Annotated in this window: 16 protein-coding genes; 9 read left to right on the forward strand and 7 right to left on the reverse strand. The window is 64.5% G+C overall.

Annotation, left to right across the window (positions count from 1 at the left end):
• Positions 1–96 precede the first annotated feature (96 nt).
• Together AC1D1B_RS04350 and AC1D1B_RS04355 are read left to right on the forward strand one after the other, a co-directional pair.
• Positions 97–1,764, forward strand: coding sequence for an FAD-dependent oxidoreductase (locus tag AC1D1B_RS04350; protein ID WP_477329672.1), 1,668 nt, complete (start codon positions 97–99; stop codon positions 1,762–1,764).
• A complete protein-coding gene (locus AC1D1B_RS04355) occupies positions 1,761–2,069 on the forward strand; it encodes a UBP-type zinc finger domain-containing protein (protein WP_477329674.1) in 309 nt (102 codons plus the stop codon). Before AC1D1B_RS04350 ends, AC1D1B_RS04355 begins: the two co-directional genes overlap by 4 nt.
• Before the next feature lie 31 nt (positions 2,070–2,100).
• On the opposite strand, the gene AC1D1B_RS04360 is transcribed toward AC1D1B_RS04355, so the two are convergent.
• The 3 genes from AC1D1B_RS04360 to AC1D1B_RS04370 all read right to left on the reverse strand — a co-directional run bounded on the left by AC1D1B_RS04360 (position 2,101) and on the right by AC1D1B_RS04370 (position 5,211).
• Complete coding sequence (locus AC1D1B_RS04360) at positions 2,101–2,283, reverse strand: hypothetical protein (RefSeq protein WP_477330560.1); 183 nt, start codon at positions 2,281–2,283, stop codon at positions 2,101–2,103.
• A gap of 319 nt (positions 2,284–2,602) precedes the next feature.
• Entirely contained in the window at positions 2,603–3,781 is a 1,179-nt protein-coding gene (locus tag AC1D1B_RS04365; RefSeq protein WP_477329676.1) for a trans-sulfuration enzyme family protein, read from the reverse strand.
• A complete protein-coding gene (locus tag AC1D1B_RS04370) occupies positions 3,778–5,211 on the reverse strand; it encodes a pyridoxal-phosphate dependent enzyme (RefSeq protein WP_477329678.1) in 1,434 nt (477 codons plus the stop codon). The genes AC1D1B_RS04365 and AC1D1B_RS04370 overlap by 4 nt, the downstream gene beginning before the upstream one ends.
• A gap of 401 nt (positions 5,212–5,612) precedes the next feature.
• Here AC1D1B_RS04370 and AC1D1B_RS04375 point away from each other — a divergent pair, with 401 nt between their 5' ends.
• Positions 5,613–5,945 (forward strand): hypothetical protein, encoded by a 333-nt coding sequence (locus AC1D1B_RS04375; protein ID WP_181059977.1) that lies wholly within the window; start codon positions 5,613–5,615, stop codon positions 5,943–5,945.
• Positions 5,942–6,586, forward strand: a complete 645-nt coding sequence (locus tag AC1D1B_RS04380) for a cysteine hydrolase family protein (protein WP_477329680.1) — start codon at positions 5,942–5,944, stop codon at positions 6,584–6,586. The genes AC1D1B_RS04375 and AC1D1B_RS04380 overlap by 4 nt, the downstream gene beginning before the upstream one ends.
• Before the next feature lie 7 nt (positions 6,587–6,593).
• On the opposite strand, the gene AC1D1B_RS04385 is transcribed toward AC1D1B_RS04380, so the two are convergent.
• The gene (locus tag AC1D1B_RS04385) at positions 6,594–6,947 is read right to left on the reverse strand and encodes a winged helix-turn-helix transcriptional regulator (protein WP_477329682.1); all 354 of its coding nucleotides are present in this window, start codon (positions 6,945–6,947) and stop codon (positions 6,594–6,596) included.
• Between the two features lie 112 nt (positions 6,948–7,059).
• Between AC1D1B_RS04385 and AC1D1B_RS04390 the strand changes: the two genes are divergently transcribed.
• Positions 7,060–7,830 carry a type 1 glutamine amidotransferase domain-containing protein gene (locus AC1D1B_RS04390; protein ID WP_477329684.1) on the forward strand — a complete coding sequence of 257 codons (771 nt, stop codon included), beginning with the start codon at positions 7,060–7,062 and terminating at the stop codon, positions 7,828–7,830.
• A gap of 338 nt (positions 7,831–8,168) precedes the next feature.
• On the opposite strand, the gene AC1D1B_RS04395 is transcribed toward AC1D1B_RS04390, so the two are convergent.
• The 3 genes from AC1D1B_RS04395 to AC1D1B_RS04405 form a co-directional block, all read right to left on the reverse strand.
• Positions 8,169–9,521: an FAD/NAD(P)-binding protein gene (locus AC1D1B_RS04395; protein ID WP_477329686.1), complete on the reverse strand. Its 1,353-nt coding sequence runs from the start codon at positions 9,519–9,521 to the stop codon at positions 8,169–8,171.
• Positions 9,522–9,537: 16 nt separating this feature from the next.
• Positions 9,538–9,987: an RrF2 family transcriptional regulator gene (locus AC1D1B_RS04400; RefSeq protein WP_477329688.1), complete on the reverse strand. Its 450-nt coding sequence runs from the start codon at positions 9,985–9,987 to the stop codon at positions 9,538–9,540.
• A 417-nt stretch (positions 9,988–10,404) separates the two neighbouring features.
• Positions 10,405–11,016: a histidine phosphatase family protein gene (locus AC1D1B_RS04405; protein WP_477329690.1), complete on the reverse strand. Its 612-nt coding sequence runs from the start codon at positions 11,014–11,016 to the stop codon at positions 10,405–10,407.
• 332 nt (positions 11,017–11,348) lie between these two features.
• On the opposite strand from AC1D1B_RS04405, the gene tauA reads away from it, so the two are divergent.
• The 4 genes from tauA to AC1D1B_RS04425 all read left to right on the forward strand — a co-directional run bounded on the left by tauA (position 11,349) and on the right by AC1D1B_RS04425 (position 14,343).
• Entirely contained in the window at positions 11,349–12,362 is a 1,014-nt protein-coding gene (gene tauA / locus AC1D1B_RS04410; protein WP_477329692.1) for a taurine ABC transporter substrate-binding protein, read from the forward strand.
• A 108-nt stretch (positions 12,363–12,470) separates the two neighbouring features.
• Positions 12,471–13,244, forward strand: coding sequence for a taurine ABC transporter ATP-binding protein (locus AC1D1B_RS04415; RefSeq protein WP_477329694.1), 774 nt, complete (start codon positions 12,471–12,473; stop codon positions 13,242–13,244).
• Positions 13,241–14,101 (forward strand): ABC transporter permease subunit, encoded by an 861-nt coding sequence (locus tag AC1D1B_RS04420; protein ID WP_477329696.1) that lies wholly within the window; start codon positions 13,241–13,243, stop codon positions 14,099–14,101. Before AC1D1B_RS04415 ends, AC1D1B_RS04420 begins: the two co-directional genes overlap by 4 nt.
• Positions 14,102–14,160: 59 nt before the next feature.
• Complete coding sequence (locus AC1D1B_RS04425; RefSeq protein ID WP_477267149.1) at positions 14,161–14,343, forward strand: hypothetical protein; 183 nt, start codon at positions 14,161–14,163, stop codon at positions 14,341–14,343.
• Positions 14,344–14,573: the final 230 nt, after the last annotated feature.

Below are 14,573 nucleotides of genomic sequence, written 5' to 3' on the forward strand. Positions count from 1 at the left end.
CGAGGATGACGAAGTGGTAGGGGCCAACCTGCCCTTCCGGCCAGTCCCCCAACAAACCGCTTCAAACCCGGCGGCCGTGGCGTTACGCTCGCACCCATGGCCCCATCCGCCCAGCCGATCACCGTCACCCGCCGCGACCAGATGTTTCCCATCCTGGGCGACGCCGATATCGAGCGCATGCGCCGGTTCGGCGAGGCGAGTTCCTATGAAGCGGGCGAGCACATCGTCACCGCCGGCTCTGTGGCGCCGGGGCTGATCGTCATCCTGTCGGGCACGGTCGACATCACCCAGGATGTCGGGCCCGGCCGGCGCGAGACCATCGTCACCCATGGTCCCGGCAATTTCATCGGCGAACTGGCGCAGCTTTCGAGCCGGCCGTCGCTGGTCAATGCCGAAGCGATCGAGCCGGTCGAGGCCTTCGTCATTCCCTCGCAGCGGCTGCGCGACCTGATGGTGCAGGAGGCCAGTCTCGGCGAGCGGATCATGCGGGCGCTGATCCTGCGCCGCGTCGGGCTTCTGGAAAGCGGCAGCAGCGGGCCGATCGTCATCGGCCCGGCCGGCAATGGCGACACGCTGCGGCTGCAAGGGTTTCTCCGCCGCAGCGGCCAGCCGCACCGGGCGCTCGATTCCGACAGCGATCCGTGCGCGAAAACATTGATCGAGCATTTTCATGTCGACCCGCATCATCTGCCGATCGTACTGTGTCCCAACGGCAAGCTGATGCACAATCCCGGCGAAACCGAACTCGCCCGCTGCATCGGCCTGTTGCGGCCGATCGACAGCGAGATCGTTTATGACGTCGCCATTGTCGGCGCCGGGCCGGCGGGGCTGGCGGCGGCGGTCTATGCGGCATCGGAGGGGCTGTCGACCATCGTGCTCGATTGCCGCGCTTTCGGCGGCCAGGCCGGCGCCTCCTCGCGCATCGAAAACTATCTCGGTTTCCCCACAGGCATCACCGGCATGGCGCTGATGGCGCGCGCCTACAACCAGGCGCAGAAATTCGGCGTCGAAATGGTGATCCCCGACGAGGCAAAGCTGCTCGGCGCAGCGAGCGAGGGCTACACGCTGGCGGTCGGCGACGGCGAAAGCCTGCGCTCGCGCACGGTGGTGATCGCCAGTGGCGCCCGCTACCGCCGCCTCGACATCGCCAATCTTGCCGAATTCGAGGGCACCTCGGTGCATTATTGGGCCTCGCCGATCGAGGCGCGGCTGTGCGCGGGCCAAGAGGTGGCGCTGGTCGGCGCCGGCAATTCGGCGGGACAGGCGGCGGTCTATCTCGCCAGCCAGGTGCGCAAGGTGACGATGCTGGCGCGCCGCGGCGACCTCAGGGAAACCATGTCGCGCTATCTGGTCGAGCGCATCGAGGCGCAGCCCAACATCGAGGTGCTGGCCGAGACCGAGATCGAGGCGCTGGAAGGCGAAGGCGGCAATCTCGCCCGGTTGCGCTGGCGCAACCGCGACGGCGTCGAGACGCGGCCGATCCAGCATCTCTTCCTGTTCATCGGCGCCGACCCCAACACCGACTGGCTGGCTGAGTGCAATGTCGCGCTCGACGCCAAGGGGTTCGTGCGCACCGGCGCCGACGTCGCAGCAGGGCTGATGGAAACCAGCCGCAGCGGCGTGTTCGCCATCGGCGATGTGCGCTCCGGCTCGGTCAAACGGGTCGCCGCTGCCGTCGGCGAGGGCGCCCAGGTGGTGGCGGCCTTGCATGCCTATCTCGCGCGAACCAACGCAACGGCACCCGAACTGGCCAGGAGAGCATGATGGATGAATGCAAACACACGCGCGACATCAAAAAGGTGACGCCGAGCGCGCTCGGTTGCGAGGAGTGCCTGAAGAGCGGCTCGATGTGGGTGCATCTGAGGCTCTGCCGCACTTGCGGCCATGTCGGCTGCTGCGACGACTCGCCCAACCGTCACGCCACCAAGCATTTCCACGCCACCAAGCACCCTATCATCGAAGGCTACGACCCGCCGGAAGGCTGGGCCTGGTGCTTTGTCGACGAGGCGTTCATCGACCTCGAAGGCGATGTGACGCCGCAGAACGGCCCGATCCCGAAGTTTTTCTGAGGCAGCGCCGGCCGTCAGGCAAAGGCTGCGCCTATTTCACCGAGCCGGTGACGGTGCGGTCGATGGCATCGGGATGGCGGTCGTTGCCGGCAAGCGTGGCTATGACCAGAAGGCTGACGACGACCGGGACAAACAGGATGGCCACGCGGGCCTGCACATAAAAAATGGCGCGCCATTCGCTGCGCTTTTCCGGGCTGTTGTCCATCGCACTCACTCTGTCACGCCTCCCCGGGCGGGACATAGCGGCGAAGGGTTAAGCAAAGGCTTCCGATTGTGTTAACGCGCAGCAGTTTTGCGATCTACAATTTAATCTCGACTGTCAGCGCCGCCCCTCATTGTCCTGCCGGACATTTCTCCCCGTATAGTGACGGGGAGAAAGAAGCCGTCATCGCCGCTTTCGCCAATTGTCAGCGTTGCAGGAAGCGGGCCAGCGTCGCGGCCAGCCCCTTTCGCCCCGTTTACGGGGAGAAATGTCCGGCAGGACAATGAGGGGCAGCGCCGACGTCAGACAACGGTGCGCATCCGGTCCCGTCTCACCCCCGCAACGCCTGCTCCAGATCGGCGATCAGATCATCGCCGTCCTCGATCCCCGCCGACAGCCGCACCAGCGAATCCGATATGCCGATCTCCCCGCGCTTTTCCGCAGGAATGGAGCCGTGTGTCATCAGCGCAGGGTGCTCGATCAGGCTTTCGACGCCGCCGAGGCTTTCGGCGAGCGTGAACAGCTGGGTGCGTTCAAGGAAGCGCTTGGTGCCGGCGAGGTCACGGTCGAGGTCGACCGAGATCATGCCGCCGTACGCGTGCATCTGCTTTTTGGCGATCGCATGCTGCGGATGGCTGGGCAGGCCGGGATAGATGACGCGGCGGACATCCTTGCGTGCTTGCAGCCATGTAGCGATCTTCAGGCCGTTGGCGGAATGGCGCTCCATCCGCAGCGCCAGCGTCTTTATGCCGCGCAGGGCCAGAAAGCTGTCGAACGGGCCCGAGATAGCGCCGATGGCGTTCTGCAGGAATTTCAGCTGGGCGGCGAGATCCTTGTTGTCGCCGACAATGGCGACGCCGCCGACCATGTCGGAGTGGCCGTTGAGATATTTGGTCGTCGAATGGACGACGATGTCGATGCCGAGCTCCAGCGGCCGCTGGATGTACGGGCTGCAAAAAGTGTTATCGGCGACCGTCAAAACGCCCTTGCGTTTGGCCAGGGCTGCAACGCCTTCGAGGTCGACGATGCGCAGCAGCGGGTTGGTCGGCGTCTCGACCCAGAGCAGTTTTGTCTCCGGTCGGATCGCGGCTTCGACGGCGGCGAGATTCGTAAAATCGACGAAACTCACCTGCAGATTGGCGGAGCGCTTGCGCACCCGCTCCATCAGCCTGAACGAGCCGCCATAGATGTCGTCGGTGGCGACGATATGGGCGCCGGAATCGAGTAGTTCGAGCACCGTCGAGATCGCCGCCAGGCCGGAGGCGAAAGCAAAAGCATTGCTGCCGCTTTCGAGATCGGCCACGGCGCGCTCGAAGGCAAAGCGCGTCGGGTTTTGGCTGCGGGCATATTCAAAACCCTTGTGCACGCCGGGCGACTGCTGGCCATAGGTCGACGTCGCGTAGATCGGCACCATGACCGCGCCGGTCAGCGGGTCGTGGCTCTGGCCGCCATGGATGGTGCGGGTGGAAAAGGCCAGGCGGTTTTTGCCCGTCGGGCTGTGTGCGGTCATCGTGCGCGCCTCAAATGGTTGATCAGGTCGATACGGGTTATCAGGCCGACGAACTCGTCGCCATCGAAGATGATGGCGACCTCGTTGCGGTCGAACACCGGCAGCAGGGCGTCCAACGTCTGACTGGCCTGCAGCGTGTGCAGATTGGAGGTCATGGCGGTGCGCACCGGGCCGTTGAAACGGTCCCAGCGGCCGTCATAGGGGCCGTCGACCTTGGCCAGGATGTCGCTTTCGTCGACGATGCCGACCAGCTTGCCATCGTCCAGTACCGGCAGTTGCGAGACATCGGAGCGGCGCATGCGGCCATAGGCGTTGAGCAGGCTTTCGTCCGGGCCGACGTAGACGGTGTCGCCGGTGCGGTGCGAGCGCATGACGAGGTCGCGCAGATCGCCATGCTGCTCCTGCTCGGCGAGACCCTGTTCGGCCAGCCAGAAATCGTCGAACACTTTCGACAGGTATTTGTTGCCGCTGTCGCAAACGAAGGTGACGACGCGTTTTGCCGTCGTCTGTTCACGGCAATAGCGCAGCGCCGCCGACAGCAGCGTGCCCGAGGAGGAGCCGGCGAGAATGCCTTCCTTGGATAGCAGATCGCGCACGGCCAGCATGCTTTGCTTGTCGGGGATGGAATAGGCCTTCTTGACCAGCGACAGATCGGCATTGGGCGGCACGAAATCCTCGCCAATGCCTTCGACGGTCCAGCTGCCGGCCTCTTCCATCTTGCCGGTCTTGATCAGCGGCGCCAGCACCGAGCCCACAGGATCGGCCAACACCATCTCGGTCTTCGGCGACACTTTTGCGAAGTAGCGGCCAAGCCCGGTCAGCGTGCCGCCGGAGCCGACGCCGACGACCACGGCATCAAGATTGCCATCGAGTTGCGAAAAGATTTCCGGCCCGGTGGTGGTCTCATGCGCGAGTGGATTGGCCGGGTTGGCGAACTGGTTGGCGTAAAAGGCGCCGGGCGTTTCCGCAGCGATCTTCTCGGCCATGTCCTGATAATATTCGGGATGACCCTTGCCGACGTCGGAACGCGTCATGCGCACTTCGGCGCCGAGCGCGCGCAGATGCTGGATCTTTTCGCGCGACATCTTGTCGGGCACGACAAGGATGATGCGATAGCCCTTGGGGATGCCGACCTGGGCGAGCCCGAGACCGGTATTGCCCGCGGTCGCCTCGACAATGGTGCCGCCACGCTTCAGCTTGCCCTCTCTCTCGGCCGCCGCGATCATCGACAAAGCGATGCGGTCCTTGATCGAGCCGCCGGGGTTCTGGCTTTCAAGCTTGATGAACAGCCGGCATTTGCCGGTGTCGAACTTGGTCAGCTCGACCACGGGCGTTTGCCCAATGAGGTCGAGTACCGAGGCGTAGGGCGGACGCAGGCGCGATAACGCCCCGTCCGAACTGCCTGGCGCAGCTTTTCTGTGCTCGCTCATGTCGATGTGCTCCCTTGATCAAGCGACCGCTTCGGGGGCAGAGCGGCAGCGTAGCTTCTTTTCCAGCCGTTTGCAGGCGGAAAGAAGGTAGATCGTGCCAATCAACTGGCCATAAGGGGAATGGAATTCCAGGCGGCTGATCTCCCCCCTCGAGGGGGAGATGTCGCCGAAGGCGACAGAGGGGGTCGCCGCGCGTGAAGCGCCAACCTCCTTCTGCAGCAGGTAGGCCGAGTCCGGTCGAACCGACCCCCTTTGCCTGCCGGCCATCTCCCCCTCGAGGGGGGAGATTACGCCTCAATCGCGGCCTGGGCCTCGCTTTCAACGCACCATCTCGTTCGTTGCCGCCGCCGATTCCGGCATGCTAGCCGAACGGATGCGGGGCCAATGCAAGGACATGTTCGATGAAGATCATCGCCTATGACAATTTCAAGCCCGGCGTTACCCTGGACGATCTAAAGCCCTATCTGCGCGACGAGGTGTCGAATGTCTGGCGGCTGTGGAAGGCCGGCATCGTGCGCGAGAATTATGCCCGCGCCGATGTCGGCGGCGTCATCATCGTCTTCGAGCTCGACAGCGTCGAGGAAGCCCGCCGCTACACCGACGATTTTCCGCTGTCCAAGGCCGGGCTGCTGGAATGGGTTTTCCTGGCCTTTGACTCCGCGCCGTTGCCGCTCGAATATCTGTTTGATCCGACAGTCGACGTGACGCAACCCTGGGACCGGACGGCCGCATGATTCGCTCAAACGAAGGCATCGAGATCCCCACCAGCCTGGCGGAGTGGTGCGATCCCAGCCGCATGGCGCTGGTGGTCTACGACATGCAAGTCGGCATCTGCCGCCAGCTCGCCGGCGCGACCGACATCGTCGAGCGCACCGGCATCGTGCTTGAGGCAGCCCGCTCGGCCGGCATGCGGGTGGCATTCACCCGCCATTTGTCGCTGCCGCTGAAATGGATGGGGGCGACGCAGCTACGCACTGCCATGGCCTGGCAGCGGCGCGACAGTCCCGACGCCGTCGAGCCGTGGTTTCTACGCGATGCCGAAGCGACGCAGATCGTTCCTGAACTCGCGCCCCGGGCCGACGAGGCGGTGTTCGACAAGCTGACCATGTCGGCTTTCGATTCGACCGCGCTCGGCTTTGCGCTCAACGATTGCGGCGTGCGCGCCGTGGCGCTTGCCGGCATCGCCATGGAGATCGGCATCGAGCCGACGGTGCGCCAAGCGACCGACAATGGTTTTGCAGCTGTTGTGATCGAGGATGCCTGCGGCTTCGGCAACAAGGAAGCGCGCGACCGCTCGATGGCGACGCTGCGTTTCCTCGGCGAAGCCGTCATCACCGATGTCGCAGGCTTTTGCGGCGCGCTCGGCGGGAAATAGGCTGATGTCAGGCGGCGGCGTCAATGTCGGTGCGGAAGCGCACGCCCTCGGCGCGGCCATCCACGCTGCCCCAGTCATAGAGCGCCTGCAGGGCTCCAGCGAGATCGTGGCCGCGTCCGGTCAAGGCGTAGCGCGCCTTGCCGTCGGACGACGTCTCGAGCACGACGAAGCCGATCTCGACCAGATCGGCCAGGCGCTGCGTCAGCATCTTGTCGGACAGCGACGGGATCATCCGGCGCAGTTCGGAATAGCGCAGCGGCCCTTGCTTGATGCGCGCGATGATCACCGTTTTCCACTTACCGCCAAGCGCGTCGAGCGCGAACTCGACAGGGCAGCCATAGAGTCTTCCGCGTTGGGTCATGCGCCGATTTTAGGCAAGGCGCTGCCGAGACGGAAGCGGAAATTGCCCGGCCAGATGGCTGGGTTGCGGCCTGCCGTCTTGTCGGTAACGATTTCATGGAAGGAGCAACGAAATGAGCGTTCGTGACCCCAATCCGGTCAATGCCAAAGGCCCGAAACGCGTGGCGATCGTTATCGCCAGTCCGGCGGTGTCGACCACGACCGGCTGGCCGGTCGGCTTCTGGTGGAGCGAGCTCACCCATCCCTGGTTCGCGTTCACCGAACGCGGCTATGGCGTCGAGATCTTTTCGCCCGATGGCGGCAAATGCGAAGCCGATTCGCTGAGCGACCCGCGCGACGCTTCAGGCTATTCCGAAACCGATCTCATTTCGCTCGGTTTCATTGCCAGCCCGAAGCTCGCCGCGCTGGTCGAGACCACGCGGCCGGTGGCGGAGATCGATGTCGACAGTTTCGACGCCATCGTCGTCGCCGGCGGCCAGGCGCCGATGTTCAGCTATGACCGCGCAACGACGCTGCAGCAGATTTTCGTCGCCTTCCACGAAGCCGGCAAAGTCGCGGCAGCGCTTTGCCACGGCACCGCACTGTTGCGCTATGCCAGGCGCGCCGACGGAACGCTGCTTGCCGCCGGCAAGACGGTGACCGGCTTTGCCAATGCCGAGGAGGATTTTGCCGACGAGGCGACCTGGGCGATAGGCGCGCTCGAACGCGGCAAGCATCTGATGCCGTGGCGGGTCGAGGACGAACTCAGGGCAATCGGCGCCAATTATGTCCAGGCCGGACTGTGGCGCGGTTTCGCTATACGCGACGGCAATCTGATCACCGGCCAGCAGAATTTTTCCGGCGCCGAAACCGCGCGCCTGGTGTGCGAGGCATTGGGCGGCTGAGCGCTCTCTCTTTGGGTCCCCTGGGTAAACGCTACGCGCTTTTCCCGGGGAAGCGCTTCACACCTTTTCCCGGATTGGTGTCCAGGCGTTCCCCGACGGTAGGGACTTCAGTCCTAATTGAGCTATGGCTAATATGTATGTAACTTGGCCTGTAGCGGGGGGACGATCCCAAATCCAAGCCTAATCCCGCGATGGCCGGTGCGGTGCGCTTCCAACCCAAGCATCCCCCGCACCGGCCATTCTTTTGTCTGCCGCCGGGTAGCCATGGTGCGATCGCGGAAGGCGCTCTCGGGTCGAGCCGAATACGTCTGTCAGATTTATGGTCTTCCGGAATTGCCCTAGCCCAGCAATTGCTTGCTCAGCCGCGCGCATTGGACGCGAATATCCGGGATGGCGTCGATCTCGAAGAAGGTGCCGCGGGTCAACGGGCCGACGGCGAGGATTTTGGCCGAAGCGGTGCCGTCACCGGCGATGATCTCGCATTTGGCCGAGACATCGAGACCGAGCCGCAGCGGGTCCGGCCGCGCCAGGCCGCGGTCGACCAGCGAGCGCACGACGCTGTTCGACGTCGTCGAGATGTCCCGGGCGATGCCGGTGCAATCGTAGATGCGCGCGACCTCCAGCGTCTCCAGCGCCTGGGTGTGGCGGGACTGGATGTCGACGGCAAAGCCGTCGCCTGCCGCGATGCCGACGACGCGGCCGGCGACCGGGCGGATGCGGCCGGACTGCACCGCTTCGGTGACACGGGCATGCACCTCGGGCGCCAGGCGATGGCGGTGGATGTCCCACCAGGCCTTGGTGTGCTCGACGAAACGGCGCTTGGCCGAGGACGGCCAGTTCTGCCAGATTTTCTGGTTGAAGGGCCGCAAGCCGTCGACGACGTCGCGCCAGTCGATGCCGGCTCTCTGGTTTTCGCGGATCAGGTCGCGGAACCAGCCGACGAAATAGGACAATTGGGTGCCGAGCGGGATGTCGGCGACGTCGAGCTTGATCGGATTGCCCTTGCGGTGCGGCGAGGGCAGCAGGCCGCGCCTGGACACCGCGACGATCTCGCCCTTGTGGCCGCGCTGTTCGAGCGACAGGAAGGCGTCGACCATGCTCAGCCCGGTGCCCAGCACCAGCACGCGGACTTCGGGGTCGAGCGAGGTGTCGGCCTCGGTGCCCATGCGGATGGCGTGGCCCTGGCCGGCGCCGGGCTGTTCGTCATGGCCGGTGGCAAGCACGGCCAGATGCGCGACGACGCTGGTGCCGTTGGCCAGCACCACCTCGACGCCGGAGGAGGTCGGCGAGATCGACAGGCTTTCCTCGCGGATCAGCCTGAGACGGCCGGTCTCCTTTTCGCGGGCTTCTAGCTCGTCCAGCAGTTCCTTCAGATAGCGGGCATAGACGCTGCGTGGCGCATAAAATGGTGTCTGCGGCGTCTGCTCCTGGCCCACCATGCCGCCGGCCTGCAGCCAGCGCCAGAAATTGCCGGGATCGTCGGCATAGGCGCTCATGCCGGCAGCGCTGACATTCAGCACGTGCGCCGACAGCAGCGTCGAATAGGCGATGCCCTGGCCGAAATGCGGACGCTTTTCAATCAGCGTGACGCGCAGGTCCGGATTTGCTGACTTCAACAGATGCGCGGCAAGCACGACGCCGCTGGCGCCACCGCCGACGATGATGATCGAATTGGTGCGCGCGACACTCATGCGAGCACGCTTAGGGTCAGGCGAGGACCTTCTGCGCCGGCGCCAAATCTTCGATGGCGATGTCGCGCATCTCGGCCAGCGAGCGCTGGTCGAGCACCTCGGCGATGGCCTGCCGGACCTCGAGCATCAGATGTCGGACTTGGCATGTCGCCTCATTGCAGTCTTCACAGCGCTGATACTGGGTGCGGCTGGCGCATGGGATAGGCGCGAGCGGTCCGTCAAGCACGCGCACAACATGGCCGACCTTGATCTCGTCGGCCGCGCGCGCCAGGCGGTAGCCGCCTTCCTTGCCCTTGCGGCTCTGGACGAAACCGGCATTGCGCAATTCACCCAGAATGGCGTCGAGGAACTTTTTTGGAATGTTGTTGCCGCTGGCGATGTCGCCGACGAAGGCGAGCTGGCCGACCGGCAGTTGCGCCAGATGGACCAGCGCCTTGAGGCCGTACTTGCCTTTTTTGGTGAGCATAGAGCGAACGTTTCCCTGTCAGGCGATGGTTCAGAACCATCGGTTGCGAAACGCCTGACGTGCCTCCCCGCCGCGTGCAAGCTGCCTTGACACATAAATTCTAGTGACATGATGTACAAGCCGAGAAACCTTGATTTTGCTTCGTTTTCACGCTGCGGAGGCCACTTTAGCGAGGCTTTGTGCCGTTAAGGTCACAGCCAGCAGCAAGCGATTGTCGCGACCGTTGGCTGCTCCAGTTCCTAATGTCGATAAGATTACTATACTTACCTCTGAACACGCGGAACGCGTTTTCAAATCACCTGCCATTTGCAGTATGGATTTGCGGCATTCGGGGGTTTGCCGGGAATTTTCGGTCGCAGTCGCTGGATCAGCGGAAACGCCGGCTGCTAACGACCGGGCTCTTCGCCCTTCGGTCCACTAGCAGGGCTTCGCCTCGTCGCTTTGTAGTCCGGCGGCCTTGGCGGGTTTGGCCGCCGGCACGCCGCTCGAGCGCAACATCCAGCGGCTTCCGTCGCTGCGGAAATCGGTGAGGCTCAGCGGCTCGACATCGATCCTGCGGCAGGCCGCAAGCGGTGCGCCGAGGACGTGGACGATTGCCGCGCGGATGACGCTGGCATGCGTCACCGCGATGGTGTGGCCGCTCATCCGGATCAGGCCATCCATGAGGCGCGCGGTGCGCCGCGCCACATCGGCCAGCGACTCGCCGCCATGCGGGGCGACATCGGCATCACCGAGCCAGGCGGTGATGCCTTCGGGATCAAGCGCCTGCACTTCCTCGAAACCCTTGCCCGCCCAGCTGCCAAAGTCCTGCTCGGCCAGCAGCGGCTCGACCGACGGCTGCAATGCCATCGCGTCGGCGGTCTGGCGAGCGCGCAGCGCAGGGCTCGTCCAGACCCGGTCGGCACGGCGAAGGGCCATCGTTGCCGCAAGCGCCAAGGATCGCGGCTCTAGCGCCTCGTCAAGAGGGAACGACCCCTTGCGCATGGCGGGCGTCGCCCCGCTGCAGATCATGGTCAGGCGTACGAGCATGAAAAGGCTGCCTCTTGGCGGCCGGCCGAAACGACCGGCTTTGTGGTTTGGCCGCATCTAAACGATCGCGCGTGGAGAATCACAATGCGTTGGCGGCTGTCGGTCCGCAACATCACGCTGCGGAACGATACCGATTGGAAGCCGGTGAAAATCCGGCCTGTCCCGCCATCGCTCAACGTGGCCTGCCGACCATCAATGTCTCCCTGCCCGCATCAGCCGCTGGCTTTTTTCTAACAAGCCCGCCTTGCTTGGAAGGATTTAACTCTACAAGCCCGATAGAATTAGCTGACTATGAACAGGCATCCGGTTTTTCTCTTTTTATGGAGCCTTTCATGTCCAGCATTTCTCGACGCATTATTCTGCTGTCGTCTGCAGCCTTGGCGGGTGCGGCCTTCCTTGGCCCGGCCCAGGCGCAGGACCTCAACATCACCATCGGCTACCAGACGGTGGTCGAACCTTCAAAAGTAGCGCAAGCCGACGGCGCCTATGAAAAGGCGACCAAGGCCACGATCGACTGGCGCAAATTCGATTCCGGCGCCGATGTCATCGCCGCCGTCGCTTCAGGTTCCGTCGACATCGGCTATGTCGGCTCGAGCCCGCTGGCGGCAGCCGCCAGCCGCGAACTGCCGATCCAGACCATCTTCGTCGTCGGCCTGATTGGCGAATCCGAAGCGCTGGTTGCCCGCAACGGCTCCGGCATCGAAAAGATCGCCGACCTCGCCGGCAAGAAGGTGGCGGTGCCGTTCGTGTCGACCACGCATTACAGCCTGCTTGCCGCGCTGAAGCACGAAAACGTCGATCCGAAGTCGGTCGAGATCCTCAATCTGCGGCCGCCGGAGATCGCCGCCGCCTTCGCCCGCGGCGACATCGACGCAGCCTATGTCTGGGATCCGGCGCTCGGCCAGATCAAGACAACGGGCAAGGTGGTGCTGGACTCTTCGCAGGTCGCCGCCTGGGGCGCGCCGACCTTCGACGCCTGGATCGTGCGCACCGACTTTGCCGAGAAGAACCCGGAAGCGGTGCGCGACTTCGTCAAGGTGACGGGCGAGTCCTATGCCCAATTCCTGGCCAAGCCGGACACCTGGTCGGTGTCGTCGCCGCAGGCTGCCAAGATCGCCAAGATCACCGGCGCCAAGCTGGAGGAAGTGCCGCAGCTGCTCAAGGGCTACGTCTTCCCGACGCTGGAAGAGCAGGCCTCCGACAAATTCCTCGGCGGCGGCACGGTCAAGGCGATCGAGGCGGCTTCGGCCTTCCTCAAGGAGCAGGGCAAGATCGACGCCGTACTCCCCGACTACTCGAAATACGTGTCGTCGAAATACGTCACCGAGGCGCTGGCCTCGAACTGACCCAAACACGCGCGGTTTCTTCTTCCCTGACGCCGCGTGTGCCTGTCCCGGAATCGCCAAACGAGGAGCGGTTTCGGGGCAGGCGGATTTTCTTCCGGAGCCCATGTCATGTCCCATCTCCTCCTGAACAAGGTCTCTGTTCACTATGACGGGCAGGCCGCGCCAGCCGTCGAGAACGTTACGATCGATGTCGCCAAGGGTGATTTCGTCGTGCTGGTCGGCCGCTCCGGCTGTGGCAAGACCTCGCTGCTCAATGTCGCCGCCGGCCTAGTCGAGCCGGCGCGCGGCAGCGCTCGCATCGGCGGCACACCGATCACTGGCCCGGGCCCGGATCGCGCCGTGGTGTTCCAGAACGATGCTTTGTTTCCCTGGCTGACGGCGCGCGAGAACGTCGCCTTTGCGCTTCGGCTGCGTGGCGTGCCGCAAGCGCAGCGAGGGCGCCGCGCCGACGAATTGCTGGCGCTGGTGAAACTCGACGGCGCCGGCGACAAGCGCATCTGGGAACTGTCCGGCGGCATGCGCCAGCGCGTTGGCCTCGCCCGCGCGCTCGCAGCCGAACCGGAATTTTTGCTGCTCGACGAACCGCTCGGCGCGCTCGATGCGCTGACGCGCGAGCGTATGCAGACGACGCTGCTCGATTTGTGGACGGCAGCCCGGGTCGGCGTGCTGATGGTCACGCACGGCATCGAGGAGGCGTTGGTGCTGGCCACACGCATCGTCGTGCTGGCGCCGGGGCCGGGCCGCGTGGTGCGGACGTTCGAGACCGGCTTCAGCCGACGCTATGCCGCGGGCGAGCCGATCAGAGGCATCAAGGCCGATCCTGCCTTTGCCGCTGCCCGCGCGGACCTGACCGACGCGATCTTCGAGGGAGAGGCGGCATGAGCGTCACCTCCTACAGTGAGCGCCAGACCAACGGGACCGGTGAGACCGATGCCATCTCGGTACCGTGGTCGCGGCCGGCGCGGAAGCGGCGCGCGGTTTCATCGCGCGTGATCAGCGCCTTTACCATTCTGGTCGTGCTGGCGGCATGGGCGCTGTCCGCCCGCCTGCAGCTGGTGTCGCCGGTGTTCCTGCCGTCGCCCGCCGCCGTGTGGGCGAAGTTCATTGTCGTTGCCCGTGACGGCTTCGTCGACGCCACACTGCTTCAGCACATCATCGCCAGCCTTGGCCGTGTGTTCGCGGCGCTGCTCGCGGCCATCGTCATCGGCGTCCCGGTCGGGCTGGCCATCGGCATCTCGACGATCGGTCGCGGCATCTTCGACCCGCTGCTCGAATTCCTGCGGCCGATCCCGCCGCTCGCCTATCTGCCGCTGGTCATCATCTGGTTCGGCATCGGCGAGCCGTCAAAAATCCTGGTGATCGCCATCGCCATGCTGGCGCCGGTGGCGCTGTCGACGGCTTCGGGCGTGCGCGGCGTCTCAAAGGAGCGCATCAATGCGGCGCGCTCGCTCGGCGCGACGTGGGCGCAGCTGGTGCGCCACGTCATCCTGCCCAGCGCATTGCCGTCGATCCTGACCGGTCTGCGCATCGCGCTCGGCGCCGGCTGGTCGACGCTGGTTGCGGCCGAGCTGGTGGCGGCGACACGCGGCCTCGGCTTCATGATCCAGTCGGCGGCGCAGTTCCTGGTCACCGATGTCGTGGTGATGGGCATTCTGGTGATCGCGACAATAGCCTTCGTGCTGGAATTCATCATCCGTCGGATCGAGCGTCAGCTGGTTCCGTGGGCGGGACGCGAATGACAACTAGGCCCGCCAGTTTGACTGCCGCTTTCGCTTCGCAGGACAGAAGGAGTGATGTCATGACCCAATCCACCGCCGTGCTGTTCGCCCATCTCGGCAACTGGCTGCTTGCCTGGAGGGAGAACCCTCGGCTTGAGCCGCAGCCGAAATCACCGGCGCCAGTGCCGCTCGACGCCGAGCGCGACCGCCTGCCGCCGCGCGACGAAGGGTTTTACTGGGCCTGGCAGTACTGGTCGCAGTGAGCGCTCCTCGCCCCGTTTACGGGGAGAGGATGCCGGCAGGCAGGTGAGGGGCAGCGCTGGCCTAGGGTAATGGTTTCGCCGGAGGCGCGGATCACCAATGTCAGCGCCGCCCCTCATTGCCCTGCCGGGCATTTCTCCCCGTGAACGGGGAGAAAGAGGCTTGCACCAGCTGTCTCCGCTTAGTCGTAGAAAACAATTTCGCCTCTCTAACTCATCTCGCAAAATCGTTT

Source organism: Mesorhizobium sp. P2_C5_2 (genome assembly GCF_056404535.1).

What these genes read in the sequence shown, in the direction of transcription:
- AC1D1B_RS04350 (WP_477329672.1), top strand. Translation starts at nt 97, where the DNA reads ATGGCCCCATCCGCCCAGCCGATCACCGTCACCCGCCGCGACCAGATG.
- AC1D1B_RS04355 (WP_477329674.1), top strand. Translation starts at nt 1,761, where the DNA reads ATGATGGATGAATGCAAACACACGCGCGACATCAAAAAGGTGACGCCG.
- AC1D1B_RS04365 (WP_477329676.1), bottom strand. Translation starts at nt 3,781, where the DNA reads ATGACCGCACACAGCCCGACGGGCAAAAACCGCCTGGCCTTTTCCACC.
- AC1D1B_RS04370 (WP_477329678.1), bottom strand. Translation starts at nt 5,211, where the DNA reads ATGAGCGAGCACAGAAAAGCTGCGCCAGGCAGTTCGGACGGGGCGTTA.
- AC1D1B_RS04375 (WP_181059977.1), top strand. Translation starts at nt 5,613, where the DNA reads ATGAAGATCATCGCCTATGACAATTTCAAGCCCGGCGTTACCCTGGAC.
- AC1D1B_RS04380 (WP_477329680.1), top strand. Translation starts at nt 5,942, where the DNA reads ATGATTCGCTCAAACGAAGGCATCGAGATCCCCACCAGCCTGGCGGAG.
- AC1D1B_RS04385 (WP_477329682.1), bottom strand. Translation starts at nt 6,947, where the DNA reads ATGACCCAACGCGGAAGACTCTATGGCTGCCCTGTCGAGTTCGCGCTC.
- AC1D1B_RS04390 (WP_477329684.1), top strand. Translation starts at nt 7,060, where the DNA reads ATGAGCGTTCGTGACCCCAATCCGGTCAATGCCAAAGGCCCGAAACGC.
- AC1D1B_RS04395 (WP_477329686.1), bottom strand. Translation starts at nt 9,521, where the DNA reads ATGAGTGTCGCGCGCACCAATTCGATCATCATCGTCGGCGGTGGCGCC.
- AC1D1B_RS04400 (WP_477329688.1), bottom strand. Translation starts at nt 9,987, where the DNA reads ATGCTCACCAAAAAAGGCAAGTACGGCCTCAAGGCGCTGGTCCATCTG.
- AC1D1B_RS04405 (WP_477329690.1), bottom strand. Translation starts at nt 11,016, where the DNA reads ATGCTCGTACGCCTGACCATGATCTGCAGCGGGGCGACGCCCGCCATG.
- tauA (WP_477329692.1), top strand. Translation starts at nt 11,349, where the DNA reads ATGTCCAGCATTTCTCGACGCATTATTCTGCTGTCGTCTGCAGCCTTG.
- AC1D1B_RS04415 (WP_477329694.1), top strand. Translation starts at nt 12,471, where the DNA reads ATGTCCCATCTCCTCCTGAACAAGGTCTCTGTTCACTATGACGGGCAG.
- AC1D1B_RS04420 (WP_477329696.1), top strand. Translation starts at nt 13,241, where the DNA reads ATGAGCGTCACCTCCTACAGTGAGCGCCAGACCAACGGGACCGGTGAG.
- AC1D1B_RS04425 (WP_477267149.1), top strand. Translation starts at nt 14,161, where the DNA reads ATGACCCAATCCACCGCCGTGCTGTTCGCCCATCTCGGCAACTGGCTG.